Genomic DNA, 20124 nt, shown 5'->3' with positions numbered 1-20124 from the left:
CCGCTACAGTAATGGGCGACTACTTGCCGCTTAAAGGCCAAATCATGGATACTACGACGGCCCCTTCTTTTTAATTGATTCATTGGTTTACATTTTTGGGTGTAAACCTATTTTAGGATGTGACCCTGAAAAACCTTTACAAGTCACAGAGGCTTGTCCTGATATAGCTTTACACCCTCAGTCAGAAAATACTGATATTGGTTTACAGGGTTCAACAATAATCCTGATAATGGCTTACAGGGCCGGCAAATTCACAATTCCTGCCCCTTCCCTTCCGATTATCCAAAATTCCTCTACCTTTGCGGACTACACCAGAAATATGTTGATCGAAGTACTGAAATCGAAGATTCACAGAGCGGTTATCACGGAAGCCAATCTGAACTACGTGGGCAGCATCACCATTGACGAAGACCTCATGGACGCCGCCAACCTCATTGTTAATGAAAAAGTGCAGGTGGTGAACGTGAACAACGGTGAGCGCCTTGAAACTTATGTGATCAAAGGCAAACGCGGCTCCGGCGTGATCTGCATGAACGGGCCCGCCGCCCGCCTGGTAGCCGTGGGCGATATTGTGATCATTATCTCCTATGCCACCATGGATTTTGAAGAAGCCAAAAAATTCACCCCTATCGCCATTTTCCCGAAAGAAGGCAATAAATTATAACCCGGTTAATACGTCCCCATGCCAAAAGCGCTTAAAAACATTCTCAAATTCCTGGCCTTTTTAAGCATTGGCGTGCTGATGATCTGGCTGGCGCTGAAAGACATGACGCCGCAGGACTATGCGGACGTAAAATCGGCTTTCCTCAGCGGCAACTACTGGCTGATCATTCCCGCCTTCATCATCGGCATCGGCAGCCACCTTTCCCGGGCGCTGCGCTGGCGTATACTCATCGGCACCCAGGGCTACCGCCCCGGCGTGCTCAACACCTTCTTTGCCGTAATGGTAGGCTACCTGGTCAACACCGGCGTGCCCCGCCTTGGGGAGATAGCCCGCTGCGGCGTGCTGGCCAATTACGAGAAGATACCCGCAGACAAGCTGATTGGCACCATGATAGCCGAAAGAGCGCTTGACCTGGTGTGCCTGGCCATTGTGTTCCTCCTCTGCTTCCTGCTGCAGCTGGACATTGTTTCCGCCTACCTCTCCGCCGAAGTATGGCCCGCCGCGGAGCAGAAGCTGGCCAACGCCAACACCACCCAGCTGCTGATGGTGCTGGGCATTGCGCTGCTGGCCGTGGGCATCTTTATTTTCCTGCTGAAACGTTTTGCCGCCTCCCGGGCCGCCATCAAGCTGAAAGCGCTCATGCGCGGGGTGATGGACGGCTTTCTTTCCATCGTGAAAATGGACCGCAAAAAGCTGGGCTGGTTCCTCTTCCATACCTGCTGCATCTGGGCGCAGTACCTGGGCATGCTCTACGTAGGCTTCCTTTGCCTGCCCGCCACCCAGCACCTGGGCCTTACCGCCGCCCTTACCGTACTGGCGCTGGGCAGTGTAGCCATGATAGTTAGTCCGGGCGGCATTGGCGTATACCCCTACCTGGTGCAGAAAACATTGCTCCTCTATAACATTGCAGGCCCTATAGGCATGGCCTTCGGCTGGATCATCTGGGGCGCACAAACCCTGCTCATCTGCCTGCTGGGGCTCATTTCCTTCATCTGGCTGCCGGTCCACAACCGGAAATCCCCCGGAAAGTCGTAATTTAATAGAAACTTAACACCGCCACTATAGGCTGGCAATTTGTTTATACTAACTTTTGCGGTTAGAGCAGGCTGCTTTTGCAGCTTGTTAAAAATCATGTGATTATGAGTATGGATATGAATGCCATCCCTATGTTGCCGGTTAAACATAAAAAAGACCCGGTGAAAAAAACTGAAAAAACAGACAGTACGTTCAGGAAAAGAAAAACAATTGTAAGAGATATAAGCTGGCTTTCATTCAATGCACGGGTATTGCAGGAAGCCGCTGACACTACTGTGCCGCTCTATGAGCGCATCCGTTTCCTTGGTATTTTTTCCAATAACCTCGACGAGTTCTTCCGCGTGCGCGTGGCCACCCTCAAACGCATGGGCGTGGTAGGCCGCAGCGCAAAAATGCACCTGGAAGAAAATCCAGACCAGATACTGGACGAGATACAGCGCACCGTGATCAGCCAGCAGCAAGAGTTTAACCGCATCTGGAAAGAAATTGAGGATGAGCTGAAAAAGGAAAAGATCCACCTGCATACAGACAAGCAGCTCAACCGGGACCAGCAGAAGTTTGTGACCAACTACTTCAATGAGGAAGTACGCACCAACATCATCCCCCTCATGATAGAAGGCATCACCCACATGCCTTTCCTGAGAGACAAGTCCATTTACCTGGCCGTGCTGCTGGCACGGGAAGACAATTCCATCCGCCAGAAATTTGCCCTCATAGAAATACCCACCAGCGTGCTGCCGCGCTTCCTGATACTGCCTTCCAAAGAAGGCGAGCACAGCATCATTCTGCTGGAAGACGTGATCCGCTTCAACCTGCCGCATATCTTTTCATTTTTCGGGTATGACAAGTTCTCATCCTGGATCATCAAGGTAACGCGAGACGCGGAGCTGGACATAGACAACGATATTGCCACCAGTCTCATTCACCAGATAGAAAAAGGCCTGAAAGCCCGCCGCAAGGGCAAGCCCGTGCGTTTTATATACGACCAGCAGATAGACCCTATTGTGCTGGAATACCTGATGCGCCGCCTGGGGCTGTCTAAAAGGGACAACCTGATACCCGGCGGCCGGATACATAATTTCAAGGACTTTATGGATTTCCCGGAGAAGGTGTTCACCCGCGAGCGTACACGCCGCAAAACCTTCATCCACCCGCTGTTCCAGAACGCGCCCAGCGTCATGCAGGTAATTGCCATGCAAGACGTGATGCTGCACTTCCCCTATCACTCCTTCGATACCATCATAGACCTGCTGCGCGAAGCCGCCATGGACCCCAACGTGACCACCATCAAAATAACCGCCTACCGCCTGGCCCGCAACAGCCGCATCATCAATGCGCTGATCAACGCCGTGCGCAACGGCAAGCAGGTAGTGGTAGTGCTGGAGCTGCGCGCCCGCTTTGACGAAGAGGCCAACCTGCAATGGAAAGAGCGGCTGGAGGAAGAAGGCGTGAAAGTGCTGTACGGCATTCCCGGCATGAAGGTGCACGCCAAGCTCTGCGTGATCAAAAAACGCATCGGCACCAAAACCGTACAATGCGGGTTTGTGAGCACCGGCAACCTCAATGAAAAAACCGCCCGCGTGTATGGAGACCATTGCCTGCTCACCGCCAACCGCGGCATTATGGCAGACATCAACCGCATTTTTGCCTACCTGGAAAAGCCCAGTCATGACGAAAAGCTGCTGATGGCCTGCAAAACCCTTATTGTCAGCCCCTTCAACATGCGGAAGTTTTTCCTGAAGATGATAGACCGCGAAATACGCAACGTACGCCGGAAAAAACCCGCCTCCATCATCATCAAAATGAACTCCCTCTCTGACGATGAGCTGATTGCCAAACTCTACGATGCCGCCAAGGCCGGCGTTACCATCAAGATGGTGATACGGGGTATCTGTTGCGCCTATACGGAAAATAAAAAGTGGAAAAAAGACATCGAGGCCGTGAGCATCATAGACGAATACCTGGAGCATGCCCGCGTGTTCATTTTCCATAATAACGGCAACGAGAAAACGTTCATAGCCTCTTCAGACTGGATGGTGCGCAACCTGGACCACCGCGTGGAAGCGGCGGTGCCGGTTGAGAACAACGTGATCAGGCAGGAGCTGCGCGAGATACTGGACATACAGCTCAACAGCAATGTAAAAGTGCGCATACTGGACAATGAGCAGCAAAACGCCTACAAACACAGCAATGGCCGTAAAATCCGCGCCCAACTTGAAATATTCAAATACCTCCACGAAAAAACATACCTTTGAGACAATTGCGAATCTGTAATTGACTCATGAAGCTGGCAGCGATTGACATAGGCTCTAACGCCGCACGTTTGCTGATATCGGAGGCCTCCCCGAAGGCGAACGGCGAGATGGATTTTACCAAGGTGAACCTGGTACGCGTACCGCTGCGTTTAGGGATAGACGTATTTTCAAGCGGCGCTATTTCAGACAAAAGGGCTGACAGCCTGGTGAACACCATCAAGGCCTACAAGCTGCTGCTGGACGTATATGAAGTGAAATACCTGAAAACGGCAGCCACCTCGGCCATGCGGGACGCCGCCAACGGCCCGCAGATACTGGAGCGCGTAAAGCTGGAAACCGGTATGGACCTGCGGCTCATTACCGGCCAGGAAGAAGCCTCCTACATTTACGAGAACCACATTGCAGAAAACCTGGACAAGACCCGCAGCTATCTTTATATAGACGTAGGCGGCGGCAGCACGGAGCTGACCTTCTTCAGCGGCAACCGCCTTATATTCAAGGAATCTTTCAACATCGGCACCATCCGCCTGCTGCAAAACCAGGTAACAGAAGCCCACTGGCAGCAGATGAAAGATTTCCTGCGCCAGCAGCTGCGTGTATACAACGGCGTAGTGGCCATCGGTTCCGGCGGCAACATCAACAAGGTGTTCTCCCTCTCCAAACGGAAAGAAGGCAAACCCCTCTCTCTTGAATTGCTCAAGGACTATTACAAGGAATTCAGCAGCTTCACCGTGGAAGAAAGGATACACCTGTACAACCTGCGCGAGGACCGTGCAGACGTGATCGTTCCTGCCCTGCAGATATACGTGAACGTAATGCGGTGGACGGACATTGAAGAGATCTTTGTGCCCAAAATAGGCCTTGCGGACGGGCTGGTACGCTCCCTCTACAACGAGATAACCCGGGTATAAACGCCGCTCCTAACAAAATACTGCCGAAATCCGATTTATATTGCAACTTTGTGGATTGGTTTGCCGGCCAGGGCCGGATCTTTCAATACGAATAACTGATAGTAATGTCTGCTGTAAACAAAGAGATCAAACGCATCACCACGCATATCCTGCAGAAAATGAAAGCAGACGGCGAGCGGATTTCCATGCTCACCGCCTATGACTTTTCCATGGCCAGGATATTTGACGATGCCGGTATAGATATATTGCTGGTGGGAGATTCCGCCTCCAACGTCATGGCCGGCCACGAAACCACGCTGCCCATTACGCTCGACCAGATGATTTACCACGCTTCCTCCGTGGTGCGCGCCATCAAGCGCAGCTTTGTGGTGGTAGACCTGCCCTTCGGCTCTTACCAGGGCAACTCCAAGGAAGCCCTGGGCTCCGCCATCCGCATCATGAAAGAAACCGGCGCCCACGGCGTGAAGATAGAAGGCGGCGAAGAGATCATAGAATCCGTAAAACGGATCATCAGCGCAGGCGTGCCCGTGATGGGCCACCTGGGCCTCACCCCCCAGTCTATCTACAAGTTCGGCACCTATGCCGTACGCGCCACGGAAGAAAGCGAAGCCCAAAAGCTGATCAAAGACGCGCTGCTGCTGCAGGAAGCCGGGGCCTTTGCCATTGTGCTGGAAAAAATACCCGCCCTCCTGGGCAAACAGGTGGCCGAACAGCTGACCATTCCCACCATCGGCATCGGCGCGGGCAAGTATGTAGACGGGCAGGTGCTGGTAATGCATGATATGCTGGGCATCAACAAGGAGTTCAAGCCCCGCTTTCTCCGCCGTTACCTCAACCTGTACGATGATATTTACAAGGCCGCCCAGCAATACCACCAGGACGTGAAGAAGCGGGATTTCCCGAATGATAAGGAGCAGTATTGAGGCAATTACGCAGCGCTGGAACTGTATAGATCTTTGAATGCCGGAGGGGCTGCCTTCCGGCATTTTTTGTGAAGGTGAATATAAGCTGGTTTAATGGAATATAGCGGAACCATAAAGATGAGGACGCCGATAGGGCACTCATCTAAACAGCTTTGGGTTTGGGCTGCTTCTTGAAAAACTTCTTCCGTGCAGCCTTTAAGTCCTCCAGCAATTTGTCAGGGTTGTCAAAGTACTTGACGCTCAACTTTTCCCGTATCTCCCGGACCTCCTGCACTGCATCATATTTTTTAGCCTTTTTCATTGCCTTGTGTTTAAAATTTCGCGGGGAGAACGAATCTCTATGAGTTTGTATCCCAGCCGCATATTTATTGAATTGTACAACCTTATTTTGTTCAGGTTCACGATATGCTTGAAATTCCAGCTTGCCAGCACCTCTGCATTATTTATTGTAGCTAGTGCAATGTGTAGCGCATCATTGTAGCTTTTATTGCCTAGCGCCCCTTCCGCAATATAGGTTTTGGCCAGAGTAATCACCTCCTGTGTGGTGGTCAACTCAATCCTGTACTGCAAAGGTACTTCATTTATCTTTGAATGGACTTCCTGCCGGGCTGAAGATAATTCAAGGGCTACCACATCAGAAAGTATAAGATTTTTAGTACCTGCTTTAAATTCCTCAAACAGGGCCAGGCTCCATTCCTTAAATTCAGAATCAAAACAGCCGCCAATAACGGATGTATCAGTATAAACGTTCACCATTACTAAAATACTGAAGAAAAATGAATAATGTTTTATTTTAACTCTACCTCAGTCCCCATAGAGTCTACGGCATACCGCCGTACATGGTGCTCATACCTCCACTTAAGAGGTAGCTTGTTGATGACTAAACAATTTCGCTTAACTTCCACGCTTACAATAGAGCCAATTGGAAAGCCGGCTTGTTCTAGCCATTTACCTGTAATCCTTAGTTGGGATTTACCTGCAGGAGAACGGCTACAGGTGAGGTGTCGTAAGCCTTTCGGGGCCGGGTTAACCGGGTTGGTGGTTTTTGTATCCATTTTATATTTATTTGTCTATTAAAGATACAAAAAAGCCTTCAACAGTTAAAGGCACTTAAGTCTTTTTTACAGACAAATAAGTTTATTTTAACAAAATAATTATACTAATATGTATATTTACAAACATGTTTGTAGGTACATAGATCGAATAAACTTACGAAAAATATATTACTTTGTAAATAAACTGTTTGAAATGACATTTGGTAATAGAGTAGCAAAACTTCGGGACCTCAAAGGATTGAGTCAAAAGGATCTGGCAGTTTTGGTAGATACGGGAAAAGACATGATTAGCCGGTATGAAAGGGGAACAATTATGCCCTCCATTGAAGTGGCAGGAAAGATTGCCCGGGAATTGGGTACTACTCTCGACTTTTTAGTATATGGAATGCAGGAACAAACTACAGCAGGAAATGAGGAATTCAGGTTACAAGAAATCACAAAATTGCCTGAAGGCGACCAGAAACACATTTGGGCGGTTATTGATGCCTTTATTACCAGGGCAAAACTTCAGGAAATTTTGAAATGAAACATAGCATTTTGCCTGAAACGAGTATCCTTGTAGAGCAAAGGTAAATCGTCACTACTTCAAGAACTGTGTAAAGCGCTGATCAAAATTGTAATAAATAGGATTTCCTAAATTTCGAAGGTGAACAAGGCTATAAACATTTCATCAATTTTTCCGAAGTATCTTTTTTGGGATGTCAGGCTGGAACAATTAGACGCAGACCGGGATCAGCATCTGATAATTTCCCGTGCCCTGTACATGAGTAATGAAAAGACCTTCAACGATGACATTGCCCGGTTGGAGATAATTTACACTAGCGATGAAATCATCTGGAGCCTCAAATCCACCAAAGAAAGGATCAGCAACCGGGTCTGCGAGATGGTGGCCCGCCGTTATCAAGTTCCTCTCTTTCACAGATATTCCCACAAATAAGGATGCCCGAATACAACTTGACAAGGGTTGCCCCATAGCAAAACCTGGATATCCGCCCGTACCGGCTGGAAAACGAAAGTAAAGCAACTGATGCGCAAAAGAGGTATTACCCCGCCGCTAGCCAAACCTATCAACTAACCCAACGCTTCCCGGTATAATTTCCTTATATTCGTACCCGTGAACAAATTGCTCAACATACAGCTTTCCCTCCTCTCCTTTCTGCGCAGCACCTGCTCGCACGTGCCATGACGGTTGCCGTACCCCGCTCTTTCATTATCCGCAATTCACATTTTTTAATCCGTAATTGACTATGACAACACTGGAAACGGTATTGGATGGATTAATGAGCCGTTACAGGGAACGCGTTCCCGACGTAGGCGGCATCATCAATGCCATGATTGCCGAAGGCATCATCAGCCAGGCCGGCGATATCGAGAACGACCACATTGCTTTCCGCACGCTGGGCGTGGAGCACCTGGGCATACAGTCGCTCGAAAAGATATTCCTCCACTACGGCTATACGAAAAAAGACTATTACCATTTTCCTGAAAAAAAGCTGGACGCGTACTGGTATGCTCCCCCCGCTGAACAATACCCGCGCATTTTCATCAGCGAGCTGCGGGTCAAAGACCTCAGCCCGCGCGCGCAGGAGATCATCAAAAGTTATACAGCTGAAGTAACCGGTGACCCCGTGAACGCGCTCAACCTGGATGACGGCGCGGCAGTAGACCATTTTCTGCACAGCGCTCTCTGGCGTACGCCCACACTGGCAGACTACAAGGTACTGGCGGAAGAAAGCGAGTATGCCGCCTGGGTGATCTACAATCGCTATTACCTGAACCATTTCACCATCAGCGTCCATAACCTGCAACCCGGCTACAACACCGTAGCGGATTTCAACACCTTCTTGGAAAAGCACGGTTTCCGCCTCAATGATTCGGGCGGGAAGATCAAGACCAGTCCTGATAAAGGATTACTGCAAAGCTCCACCGTGGCGCGCATGATAGAGGCTACTTTTGCTAACGATGAAAAACATGCCATTGCCGGCTCTTACGTGGAGTTTGCAGAGCGGCGCGTGCTGCCGCAATTTGCGCAGCTGCCTCCCTCCGAAATACGCCGGGAGCACCGCCGGGAAGGCTTTGAAGCTAATAATGCAGACAAGATCTTTGAGAGTACTTACTCCGCGCAAACGGGGAAGCAATAGCGCCTAATGCGGCAGGTACCGGCTTTTCGCGTCAACGGGGAAGCACTAGGCACCCGGCGGCCGTTCAGTCATGCCTAATGCGGCAATTTCTCCCGCCAGCGGCCATACGCCCAGGTGCCCGCAACAGCGCTCAGCAACGTTACGATCACCACTGTAAAACCGCTGCCCACCTGCGCAAAGAGCGGCCCCGGGCAGGCGCCGGTAATGGCCCAGCCCAGCCCGAAAATGAGTCCTCCGTATATATTCCCTTTGGTGAAAGGCTTTTTGGGAATAACGATGGGCTCTCCTGACAGCGTGCGGATGCCGAGCTTGCGCAGCAGCCACACGCCCAGCATGCCCGTTACCACGGCGCTGCCAATTACGCCGTACATGTGGAAAGACTGCAGCCGGAACATTTCCTGTATCCGGAACCAGGAGATCACTTCGGATTTCACGAGTATGATGCCGAAGAGCATGCCGATGAAGAGGTATTTCAGGTTTTTCATAACAGCAGCCATTTCATGAGTGAAGGTAAAAGGAGGTTCGTCATCGCAAAGCCGCCGGCCATAAAACAGGCCGTGGCCACCAGCGACGGCCATTGCAGGGTAGACAGGCCCATGATGGAATGCCCGCTGGTACAGCCGCCCGCGTAGCGCGTGCCGAAGCCCACCAGGAAGCCGCCAATCACAAAGAAGAGCAGGCCCACCGGGCTGGCAATATTGCCCCAGTTGAAAATATCGCCCGGCATCAGCTCGTCAAACTCCTGCACGCCCTGCGCCTTCAGCGCGGCTATGGTGTGGGGATTGAGCTGCACCGGCTCCCCGTTGTACAGGAACAGCAGGCAAAACAGCGCGCCCAGGGCAATGCCGCCAACGAAAAACAAATTCCAGCTTTCTTTTTGCCAGTCATACTGAAAAAAAGGAATTTTGCCGGGAAAGCAGGCAGCGCAGATGTGGCGCAATGAAGACGAAATGCCCAGCGCCTTGTTACCGATGATCAGTAACAGAGGGACCGTTAGCCCTATCAGGGGGCCCGCAACGTACCAGGGCCAGGGTTGTTTCAGAAAGTTCATATATCAGAATTACAGGATATGGCGAATGCGTGAACGCCCGCAAAAATTGAATTTAGCAATGAATAATCATAAATTATGCAAAAGATCTTAACAGGGTTCAACATTGAGAAAGTGAACAGCGGCGTATCTACCGGTACAAAGTGGCTGCCTGCCACCGGCCGGCAGATCGTGTCTTTTTCTCCTGTAGACGGGCAGGAAATTGCCACCGTTACCACCGCCGCCCGTGCAGACTATGACGCTGTGGTAGAACAGGCGGCAGCAGCCTTTAAAACCTGGCGTGGCTGGCCGGCTCCCCGCCGCGGCGAAGTGGTGAGGCAGGTAGGCGAAGCCCTGCGCAGCCAGAAAGAGGCCCTGGGCCGCCTGGTAAGTTATGAAATGGGCAAAAGCCTGCAGGAAGGCTACGGCGAAGTGCAGGAAATGATCGACATCTGCGATTTTGCGGTGGGGCTCTCCCGCCAGCTGCATGGCCTCACCATGCACTCCGAAAGGCCCGGCCACCGCATGTACGAGCAGTGGCACCCGCTGGGCATTGCCGGCATTATATCCGCCTTCAACTTTCCAGTGGCCGTATGGAGCTGGAACGCCATGCTGGCCTGGGTATGCGGGGATGTCTGCATCTGGAAGCCCTCTGAAAAAACACCACTCACCGCTATTGCCTGCCAGCACATTGCGGCAAAGGTATTTGCCGCCAACGGCGTGCCCGAAGGCGTTTGCTGCCTGGTAACCGGCGAGCGGGAAGTGGGCGAATGGATAGCGGAAGATACCCGCATTCCCCTGGTATCCGCCACCGGCTCCACCCGTATGGGCAAGAGCGTGGGCGCCGCCGTAGGCGCGCGGCTGGGCAGGGCCCTGCTGGAGCTGGGCGGTAACAACGCCATCATCATTTCCAAAGATGCAGACCTTGACATGAGCCTTATTGGCTGCGTATTTGGCGCCGTAGGCACGGCCGGCCAACGCTGTACCTCCACCCGCCGCCTCATCATCCACGAAAGTGTATACGAGTCTTTCAAAAACAAACTGGTGAACGCTTATGCCCAGCTCCGCATCGGAGACCCGCTCAACGAGCAGAACCACGTTGGCCCGCTCATAGACAGGCATGCCGTAGAAATGTACCTGCAGTCTATCGAAAAATGCAAGGCCGAAGGCGGCCGCTTTGTGGTGGAAGGCGGCGTGCTGGAAGGCAAAGGCTATGAGTCAGGCTGCTATGTGAAGCCGGCCATAGCGGAGGTGGAAAACAGCTACAGCATTGTGCAGCACGAAACGTTTGCCCCCATCCTCTACCTCATCAAATACAGCACCATGGAAGAGGCCATTGCCCTGCAAAACGGCGTGCCCCAGGGGCTTTCCTCCGCTATCATGACACTGAACCTGCGGGAGGCAGAACAGTTCCTTTCACAGGCCGGCTCAGACTGCGGCATTGCCAATGTAAACATCGGCACCTCCGGCGCGGAAATAGGCGGCGCTTTTGGCGGGGAAAAAGAGACCGGCGGCGGCCGTGAAAGCGGGTCTGATGCCTGGAAGGCCTATATGCGCAGGCAAACCAATACCATCAATTACACAGACAAGCTGCCGCTGGCGCAGGGGATCAAATTTGACTTGTAAACAGGAAAGCTGAATAAAAAGAAAGGCAAGTTATAAAAGTAGCGGGGTTGGATAACCCCGCTTTTTCGTTAAACGGAAACCATGCTTATGAGAAAGAATAATGTACTGAGAAGTACAGATATATTCTCTCCGGGTATAAATATTACACTTTTTTTTGAAAATTCATATTCAACTTTTGTGCTACCGCTTCGCCGGCATAAAAAACGTTCACGATCAGTATCTCTTCAAACAAGCCCATTCCGGGTTTCAGCTCTTTTTGGCGTATTCCCAGCATGCCCGCCATCTTTAAAATACTTTTCGGCGGCGCGCAAATAACAATGGTTTTGCCCGTATGTTTGATCATCATTTCCTGGAGAATGTGGTCCATCACGTCCGGGTTGGCCTCACAGGCATCCCTGAAGTAGCGTACCGTTGTGTTCTTGGAGGCGGCCAGCGGCTCTACCGTTTGCTGCAGGCAGCCGGAGTAAGGAGAATAAACGGCCTCTACCGGCATATCCCGGAGGAAACGGGCCAGCTGCCCGGCCTGCTCCCTGCCCGTAGCCGTTAAAACCGGCCCCTTCTCACCGGGCGTGGTTTCGGCACAGTTCACAAATACGACCGTGGTGGCCGCCGTGCCCGGCGGCTGCATGGAGCATACAATGCCCCACAGCATTAACAAGCATAAAGAAATTCGTAACATGGCGGAAAATTTAATTGGTAAAACAAATGTTAATGTCAATCCGGTATCCGGATTATTGGCGGATATTTGCCCCTTTTTACAGCAAATCAGGGGGAGGGTTGACACTTTAAAATTAGCCCAAATGGCAGCCGGTACGGCTGAAATGTGACGAAAGGCCGGCCTGGTGAGATAAAACGGCAGAACAGGATAATTAAGAGCACTATATTTTTCAAGTAAAAAAAGCACCAGCAGTCAGGCCGGTTCGCCACTCACCACATCCAAACCCCTGTTATAACACATTTATCATATCTTTAACCAATTGTGGTATTTGAATTGTAATCTTTAGGAAAATTGAATAAAATGAGATCTATCTGCAGAGTGCTGGCAATGGTAGCAAGTGTCATATTGTTGATGTCTGCACAGGGCTTTGGCCAGCAAACCAGGCCCGCTGTTCCGAAAAACTGGCAATTACTGGATTATGCAACGGATAGCGTATACGGGATCGGGGCCGAAAAAGCGTACAGGGAGCTGCTGAAAGGCAAAGAAAGCAAAACCGTGATAGTGGCCGTGCTGGATTCCGGGATCGACACCACCCACGAAGACCTGAAAGCCGTTTTATGGCGCAACCCCAAAGAAATACCGGGCAATAATATTGACGATGACGGTAACGGTTACGTAGATGACGTTTACGGCTGGAACTTCCTGGGCGCCAAAGACGGCAGCTCTGTGAAGGAAGACTCTGATGAGGCTACCCGCGAGTATTACCGTTACCTCAAGCTCTACAGCAACCCTGATTCCGCGCTGCAGCCCGGCACCAAGGAGCACAACTACTGGAACCGGCTGAAAGACCGCGCCCAGAAACCTTCCCACCAGGCCAAAACAGATTACAAAACCATGCAGAAGGTGCAGGAAAACCTGCTCCGCTGCGAAGCCGTGCTGGCAGAGCACCTGAAAACGCAAGACTTCACCAGGCAGCAGCTGGATACCCTGCGCAGTGCTGACCAGGACGTGATGCTGGCACGCAGCTTTGCCCTGCGCCTCCTGGGCAGCGCCGGAGACGAAAGCATGACGTACCAGAACCTGAAAGAAGACCTGGCGCAATACGTGAAAGAGCTGAAAAGAAAAGCCGAAAGCACCGGCGGCGAGCCGAAAGACAAACGCAACACTATTGTAGGGGACGACCTCAATGATATTAATGACAAATACTACGGCAACAACGACGTTACCGGCCAGTTTGCCTTTCACGGCACGCACGTAGCAGGTATTATAGGCGCCATCCGCGGCAACAACCTTGGTATGGACGGTGTGGCGGACAACGTGCGCATCATGGCCGTAAAAGTGGTGCCGGAGGGTGATGAAAGGGATAAAGACGTAGCCCTGGGTATCCGCTATGCGGTAGACAACGGCGCGCAGATCATCAACATGAGCTTCGGCAAGGGCTTCTCTCCCCAGAAACCCTGGGTAGATGACGCCATCCGCTACGCCCAGTCCAAAGGCGTGCTGCTGGTACACGCCGCAGGTAACGACGGCGCCAATAATGATGAAACCGAGAACTACCCGAAAGATACTTTTGAAGACGGCACGGAAGCTGATAACATGATTACCGTGGGCGCCATCGGCAATGGCCGCACCGGCAGCAAAGTGGCGGTTTTCTCGAACTACGGCAAAAAAGAGGTAGACGTATTTGCCCCCGGCGTGCAGATCTATTCCGCAGCGCCCGGCGGCAACAAATACCAGAGCGCCAGCGGCACCAGCATGGCCTCTCCCGTAGTAGCCGGCCTGGCAGCCATGATACTTTCCTACTATCCAGACCTGAGCGCAAGGCAGCTGAAAGCCATCATTGAAAAAACGGCCACTCCCCTGCCAGACAATACGGTGAACAAACCCGGCACGCAAGACGAGACAATCAGTTTTTCGGAACTGTCCAGGTCAGGCGGCCTCGTAAACGCCTATGAAGCCATTAAACTGGCGGCCAAAACAAAAGGCGAGAATGCCAAAGAGAACAGGAAAAAAGAAAAAGAAAGATCGAAAATGCAGCCGGTCAATAAAGACTGAGCCGTTTTCCAATAAACAAAAAAGCCGCTGCGGCACTATTGTGCTGCAGCGGCTTTTTCTTTGGTATTTTTATAGGATACTCTCTATTGCTGGTACTTTTTTATCCATACGGCCGATTTTGTTTTTTCTTCCCGGGAATTGAATTATTTTGGTTTAAAGGTTGTTACGTACAACCGATTGTTTGTAAGATAGACTGATAACTGATACATAACTGATAACCGGGACAGATCGTCTTCTGGAAAACTGATAACTAAAATCGACATCGTTTAAAAAATCGTCATCTTTTTTTTTTTCATGAACTTAGGCTGCAGGCTTCCGGCGTGTGTTAGCGCGGAATAGTCTTGTGCCATGTTGAAACTGAGGCCGGCCTGGCAGCCGATCAACCAAATTCATATATATATCCGTACAGGGAGGAACTATTGAGCGCTGCCGCGCTCCGGGGAGTTGTTTGCTTTTTTTTAACCACGTCAAATTTTAATGTAGCCACAACAGATTTCAACCACGTTCAATACACTTTTATCCTCATTTCTTAATTCTAACACTTACGCTATGATGAAGAAGCTACTCCCAGGCTTTGCAATCCACTTCATGCTCTCTTTTCTCTGTTTGATCTGCACACGGTCTTCCTACGCGCAGGAGAAAATTGCAGTGATCGGCACGGTAACAGACACCGCCGGCACGCCCCTTCCGGGTGTGAGCGTGATGATTACCGGCACCAAGTCCGGAACGGCCACGGACGTAAACGGCAAGTTTGTGCTGGACGTCAGCTCCGGCGCCATACTGGCCTTCAAGTTTGTAGGTTACCACGGAGATTCCGTAAGGGTGACCGCGCAAAACAGGGTGCTGAACATTACAATGCGCTCAGCCGAAACCCTGCTGCAGGATTTTGTGGTCACCGCCTTCGGCAAGAAACAGATCAAGGAAGCCGTGGTAGGTTCTGTGGCCACCATCAAGGCAGATGACCTGAGAACGGCGGGCAGCAACCTCACCAATGCCCTGGCCGGGCAAGTGGCCGGCGTAATCGGCTTCCAGCAAAGCGGGCAGCCGGGGCTGGACAATTCCAACTTCTTTATACGCGGCGTTACCACCTTTGGGTACCGGCAAAACCCGCTCATCCTGATAGATAACGTAGAGCTGACCGTTAACGATCTGGCCCGCCTGCAGGTGAATGACATTGCCAGCTTCTCCATTCTCAAAGACGCCAGCGCCACCGCTCTCTACGGCGCCAGGGGCGCCAACGGCGTAATACTGGTCACCACCAAGGAAGGCAAGGCCGGTAAAACAAGCCTGAACGTAATACTTGAGAACGCCATCTCAACGCCCACGCAAACCATCAAGCTGGCAGACCCTGTAACGTACATGAAGCTGTACAACCAGGCCGGCACCGGCAGAGACCCGCTTACGCCGCCCATGTTCTCGCAAGACAAGATATACAATACGGAACAGACGCTGAAGGGTGCGCCGGGCAGCAATCCCTATGTATACCCTGCGGTAGACTGGCTGGACATGCTGTTCAAAAAATCTTCCAACACCCAGCGTGCAAACGTTAGCGTGAACGGCGGCGGAGACATAGCCCGCTTTATGGTATCCGGCTCTTTCAGCAACGACAATGGCATGCTGAAAAGGAACGTGGCCAATAACTTCAACAACAACGTCAATTTCAAGAACTACCAGCTGCGTTCAAACGTGAACGTGAACCTCACCAAAACAACAGAACTGGTGCTGCGGCTCTGGGGCAACTTCAATGATTACAACGGCCCCATCACCAACAACGCGTCTTTCTCCTCAGACCTGTACAGCGTGGCTATGCATACCAGCCCGGTACTGTTTCCCGCGTATTATGCGCCTGATTCCGCCAACCGGCTTACGCAGCACATCCTGTTCGGCAACTCCAGCGCAATTGGCAGCACTGCCGGCGGCGTGGGATACCCTAACCCTTATGCGCAGATGCTCCGCGGTTACCAGCGTTTTTCTGAATCACGCATGTCTGCCACCGTGGAGCTGAACCAGGAGCTGGATTTTATTACTCCCGGCCTGAAATTCCTCGGCTTCTTCAACACCAACCGCTACTCTTACTTCGATAATACCATGGCATACAACCCGTTTTACTACAATGTATTACCGGGAGACTATAACCGCGCCAGGAATATCTACACACTCACCTGGCTCAATTTTCAGCCCAACGGGGTGTTCCAGGGTGGCCCCGGCTCCGGCAACAGCGGCAATGCCACGGAATATCTTATCTACACACCGGGCTTCAAAGACGCCAACACGTACCTGCGCTTCCAGGCACAGCTGGCGTATAACAAACAACTTGGAGACCATTCCCTGGACGCATCACTCATAGGCTTCCGTGAACAGCGGCTGGTTGCCAATGGAGTAGACCCTGACACCAGGCAGCCCAGCCTGCAATATTCCCTGCCCTACCGCAACCTGAACCTGGCAGGACGGCTGGGTTACAACTTCCGCAGCAAATATTTCGCGGAGTTTAACTTCGGTTACAACGGGTCAGAACGTTTTTCCGAAAATCACCGCTTCGGTTTCTTCCCCACCTTTGGCGCTTCGTGGATCATTTCACGTGAGAAGTTCTGGGGAGACAACCTGGCCCGCGTGATCAATTCCCTCAAGCTGCGCGCCAGCTATGGCCTGAGCGGCAATGACGACATTGGTAAACAACGTTTCTTCTACCTGTCTAACGTAAACCTCGATGCACCGAATGGTGCTTCATTCGGCATCACCAACTCCTACGGTCGTCCCGGTGTACAGATCAACAACTACGAGAACCGTGAAGTAACGTGGGAAACCGCCAAAATCATGAATACCGGCCTGGAAATTACGGCGTTCAAAGGGCTGGATTTCATTGCGGAATATTTCACGCAAGACCGCCGCAACATCCTGATGGGAAGGCCCATTCCTTCAAGCATGGGTTTGGAAGCAAATATTTTTACGAACGTAGGCACCGTGAAAGTAGAAGGCCTCGACCTTACGGCTAACTACAACTATGACGTGAACCGCAACCTGCGGGTGCAATTCATGTCTAACTTCACCTACTCCAAAGGCACCTACGGCACCTATGAAGAACCGGAGTATGCAGAACCCTGGCGTTACCGCTCCGGTACTATGCTCAATCAGCAATTCGGCTACATTGCGGAAAGGCTGTTTGTAGATGACAAGGAAGTAGGTGCCTCTCCTCCCCAGCAGTTTGGCAACGCCAGCAACCGGGTGAGAGGTGGAGACATCAAGTATCGTGATCTGAACGGGGACGGGCGCATCACTGTGGCAGACATGGCCCCCATAGGCCTGCCCACCACGCCGCAGGTGATGTACGGTTTCGGCTTTTCTGTTAACTACAAAGGCCTGGAGCTGAACGCCCGCTTCCAGGGGCAGTCAAGGGTATCTTTCTTTGTAGATCCCCGCTCTGTGAGCCCGTTCGTTATTCCCCCCTCCCCGCAGGTACAAAGCCAGTCACAGATGCTGCAGGCTTTTGCAGACAACCACTGGTCTGAAGAGAACCAAAACCTGTATGCGCTTTACCCTCGCATGGGCGTCAGCGCGCAGTCTATCGAAAACAACCTGCAACCAAGCACCTGGTGGCTGAGAGACGGCAGCTTTTTGCGGCTGAAGACCGCCGAAATAGGCTACTCCCTGCCTCAAAGCATCATTGGCAGGCTGCACATGAAATACTGCCGCATTTACGTCAACGGCATGAACCTGTTCAACATCACCAAGTTTGACCTGTGGGACCCTGAACTGGGCGGCAACGGCTTCAACTACCCCCTGCAGAGAGCCTACAACCTTGGTATCAACGTTAACTTATAAACCGCGGCTATATGAAACTGAGAAAATATAAACCTTTATACATTTTTGCGCTCTGCCTGCTGGGCATCTCCGGTGAGGGCTGCCAAAAATACCTGGATGTTACGCCTGAAAATGTGGGCACTATAGACTATGCTTTCCGCAACCGCAATGAAGCGGAAAAGTACCTGTTCACCTGCTACAATACACTCCAGGGCATGAGCAACGTGATCTACGATCCCGGCTTCACCACCTCCGGGGAAATTGTGTATCCGAACGACCTGTCTGAAAGGCCTGTCAATGACATCGGTTTCCAGCTCATCCGCGGTACCACGCAGAACATTTCCAACCCGGTGCTGAACTATTGGGACGGTACCAGCAACGGCCTCTCCATTTTCCAGGCCATCCGCCGCTGCAACATTATGTTGGAGAACATAGACAAGCCGATAGACCTCGCCGCGGAAGAAAAGGCCCGGTGGATAGCGGAAATCAAATTCCTGAAAGGGTACTATCACTACTACCTGGCCAGGATGTACGGCCCCGTGCCCATTTACCGGGAAAACCAGAGCATCACCGCGCCTATAGAAGAAATAAGGGTAAAGCGGGCGCCGGTAGATTCCGTATTTAACTACGCCGTACAGCTGATGGATGAAGCGGCGCCTGACCTGCCCGTGATCATCGGCAACATTCAGCAGGAACTGGGCAGAATTACCCGGTTAATAGCCCTTTCCGTAAAGGCGGAAATACTGGCCACGCAAGCCAGCCCGCTCTTCAACGGCAACCCTGATTACGCTTCGTTCAAGAACAAAGACGGCGAAGCGCTCTTCCCCGCCACCGCAGACCCCTCCAAATGGCAGAAAGCCGCGGCCGCCTGCAAAGCGGCCATTGATGAGGCAACTGAGCTGAACCTGAAGCTCTACACTTTCATACAGCCCGCCAACCTCCCCAACCTGGTAGATTCCCTGCGGAAGGTACTGACCATCCAGAATGCCGTAACAGAAAAATGGGATTTTAATGCGGAAGTGATCTGGGGGCAGAACGGCAGCTTCGGGTACCAGAATTTCTGCATACCCAGGCTCACCACCACGGCCGTGCAGAACTCTACCGCTGCTGCCGGCAGCTTCACCGTGCCCATGTTCACCACAGACCTGTTCTATACAGACAAGGGCGTACCCATCAACGAAGACAAAACCTGGGATTACGCCGGCCGCTACAACCTGCAGGCAGGCACCAATGCCAGCAGGTACTATATCAAATCAGGCTACACCACCATCAAGAACAACTTCAACCGCGAAGTGCGCTACTACGCCAACATCGGTTTTGACGGCGGCGTATGGTACGGCAACGGCGTTACGGACCAGAACAACCCGCTCTATATAGAAGCCAAAGGTCCCGATTCAAAGGCAGGCCCCAAAGACCGTGTGCGTATCAACATGCTGGCCATCTGGCCCAAGAAACTGGTAAGCTACCTCACTGTATTTAACGACGGCGTGCAGCAGGAAGCCTTCCGCCTGCCCCGCATGCGCCTGGCAGACCTCTACCTGCTGTATGCGGAATGCCTCAACGAAGCCAGCGGCCCCAGCCCGGAAGTGTATGATTATATAGACCGCGTACGCGCAAGGGCCGGCCTGGAAGGCGTAGTGACGTCCTGGGCGCAATACAGCACGCAGCCTAACAAACCATCCACCAAAGAAGGCCTGCGCGAGATCATTCACCGGGAGCGCCGCATAGAACTGTGTTTTGAAGCAAAAGCAGGCTGGGACCTCCGGCGCTGGAAAGAAATGCTCACCGTGCTGGCTACGCCTGTACAGGGCTGGAGCATATTCCAGAAAACCAACGCCAACTTCTACACCTTGCAAACCCTGTTCATACCGGCCATGACGGTGCGTGACTACTTCTGGCCGCTGTCTGACGCAGCGCTGTCTCAAAACCCCAACCTGGTTCAAACACTGTATTGGTAATGGTTAAATCATCAAACA

At 51.9% G+C, this 20124-nt stretch carries 17 protein-coding genes; 12 read left to right on the top strand and 5 right to left on the bottom strand.

The annotated features are described in order from the left end of the window. The first annotated feature begins 319 nt into the window (after positions 1–319). From panD to panB, 5 genes are all read left to right on the top strand, one after another. A complete protein-coding gene (panD, locus tag ABDW36_RS24035; RefSeq protein WP_343704485.1) occupies positions 320–664 on the top strand; it encodes an aspartate 1-decarboxylase in 345 nt (114 codons plus the stop codon). Positions 665–682: 18 nt separating this feature from the next. Next, complete coding sequence (locus ABDW36_RS24030) at positions 683–1699, top strand: lysylphosphatidylglycerol synthase transmembrane domain-containing protein (RefSeq protein ID WP_343704484.1); 1017 nt, start codon at positions 683–685, stop codon at positions 1697–1699. 104 nt (positions 1700–1803) lie between these two features. After that, positions 1804–3954, top strand: a complete 2151-nt coding sequence (gene ppk1, locus ABDW36_RS24025; protein ID WP_343704483.1) for a polyphosphate kinase 1 — start codon at positions 1804–1806, stop codon at positions 3952–3954. A 26-nt stretch (positions 3955–3980) separates the two neighbouring features. After that, positions 3981–4865, top strand: a complete 885-nt coding sequence (locus tag ABDW36_RS24020) for an exopolyphosphatase (protein ID WP_343704482.1) — start codon at positions 3981–3983, stop codon at positions 4863–4865. 104 nt (positions 4866–4969) lie between these two features. Beyond that, entirely contained in the window at positions 4970–5788 is an 819-nt protein-coding gene (gene panB / locus ABDW36_RS24015) for a 3-methyl-2-oxobutanoate hydroxymethyltransferase (RefSeq protein ID WP_343704481.1), read from the top strand. A gap of 142 nt (positions 5789–5930) precedes the next feature. On the opposite strand, the gene ABDW36_RS24010 is transcribed toward panB, so the two are convergent. Together ABDW36_RS24010 and ABDW36_RS24005 are read right to left on the bottom strand one after the other, a co-directional pair. Beyond that, on the bottom strand, positions 5931–6089 hold the full coding sequence (locus ABDW36_RS24010; protein ID WP_343704480.1) for a hypothetical protein: 159 nt from the start codon (positions 6087–6089) through the stop codon (positions 5931–5933). Beyond that, the gene (locus ABDW36_RS24005) at positions 6086–6544 is read right to left on the bottom strand and encodes a PIN domain-containing protein (protein ID WP_343704479.1); all 459 of its coding nucleotides are present in this window, start codon (positions 6542–6544) and stop codon (positions 6086–6088) included. The genes ABDW36_RS24010 and ABDW36_RS24005 overlap by 4 nt, the downstream gene beginning before the upstream one ends. A gap of 492 nt (positions 6545–7036) precedes the next feature. Here ABDW36_RS24005 and ABDW36_RS24000 point away from each other — a divergent pair, with 492 nt between their 5' ends. After that, positions 7037–7369, top strand: coding sequence for a helix-turn-helix transcriptional regulator (locus ABDW36_RS24000; RefSeq protein ID WP_343704478.1), 333 nt, complete (start codon positions 7037–7039; stop codon positions 7367–7369). Positions 7370–8090: 721 nt separating this feature from the next. Further along, positions 8091–8984 carry a DUF1338 domain-containing protein gene (locus tag ABDW36_RS23995; RefSeq protein WP_343704477.1) on the top strand — a complete coding sequence of 298 codons (894 nt, stop codon included), beginning with the start codon at positions 8091–8093 and terminating at the stop codon, positions 8982–8984. A gap of 74 nt (positions 8985–9058) precedes the next feature. On the opposite strand, the gene ABDW36_RS23990 is transcribed toward ABDW36_RS23995, so the two are convergent. Both ABDW36_RS23990 and ABDW36_RS23985 read right to left on the bottom strand, forming a co-directional pair. Next, positions 9059–9469, bottom strand: a complete 411-nt coding sequence (locus tag ABDW36_RS23990) for a DUF6691 family protein (RefSeq protein ID WP_343704476.1) — start codon at positions 9467–9469, stop codon at positions 9059–9061. After that, positions 9466–10035 (bottom strand): YeeE/YedE thiosulfate transporter family protein, encoded by a 570-nt coding sequence (locus ABDW36_RS23985; protein WP_343704475.1) that lies wholly within the window; start codon positions 10033–10035, stop codon positions 9466–9468. Before ABDW36_RS23985 ends, ABDW36_RS23990 begins: the two co-directional genes overlap by 4 nt. 75 nt (positions 10036–10110) lie before the next feature. Between ABDW36_RS23985 and ABDW36_RS23980 the strand changes: the two genes are divergently transcribed. After that, positions 10111–11637, top strand: a complete 1527-nt coding sequence (locus ABDW36_RS23980; protein WP_343704474.1) for an aldehyde dehydrogenase family protein — start codon at positions 10111–10113, stop codon at positions 11635–11637. A gap of 142 nt (positions 11638–11779) precedes the next feature. On the opposite strand, the gene ABDW36_RS23975 is transcribed toward ABDW36_RS23980, so the two are convergent. Next, complete coding sequence (locus tag ABDW36_RS23975) at positions 11780–12316, bottom strand: histidine phosphatase family protein (RefSeq protein ID WP_343704473.1); 537 nt, start codon at positions 12314–12316, stop codon at positions 11780–11782. Here ABDW36_RS23975 and ABDW36_RS23970 point away from each other — a divergent pair. From ABDW36_RS23970 to ABDW36_RS23955, 4 genes are all read left to right on the top strand, one after another. Further along, positions 12315–12464 (top strand): hypothetical protein, encoded by a 150-nt coding sequence (locus ABDW36_RS23970; protein WP_343704472.1) that lies wholly within the window; start codon positions 12315–12317, stop codon positions 12462–12464. The genes ABDW36_RS23975 and ABDW36_RS23970 overlap by 2 nt on opposite strands. A gap of 191 nt (positions 12465–12655) precedes the next feature. Then, on the top strand, positions 12656–14350 hold the full coding sequence (locus ABDW36_RS23965) for a S8 family peptidase (RefSeq protein ID WP_343704471.1): 1695 nt from the start codon (positions 12656–12658) through the stop codon (positions 14348–14350). A gap of 549 nt (positions 14351–14899) precedes the next feature. After that, positions 14900–18169, top strand: coding sequence for a TonB-dependent receptor (locus ABDW36_RS23960; RefSeq protein ID WP_343704470.1), 3270 nt, complete (start codon positions 14900–14902; stop codon positions 18167–18169). Between the two features lie 11 nt (positions 18170–18180). Further along, entirely contained in the window at positions 18181–20106 is a 1926-nt protein-coding gene (locus ABDW36_RS23955) for a RagB/SusD family nutrient uptake outer membrane protein (RefSeq protein WP_343704469.1), read from the top strand. The last annotated feature ends 18 nt before the right edge of the window (positions 20107–20124 follow it).

Source organism: Chitinophaga sp., assembly GCF_039596455.1.
Taxonomy (GTDB): Bacteria; Bacteroidota; Bacteroidia; order Chitinophagales; family Chitinophagaceae; genus Chitinophaga.
Note: the sequence above shows the minus strand (reverse complement) of the source record. Positions and strands in the feature narration are given on the sequence as shown.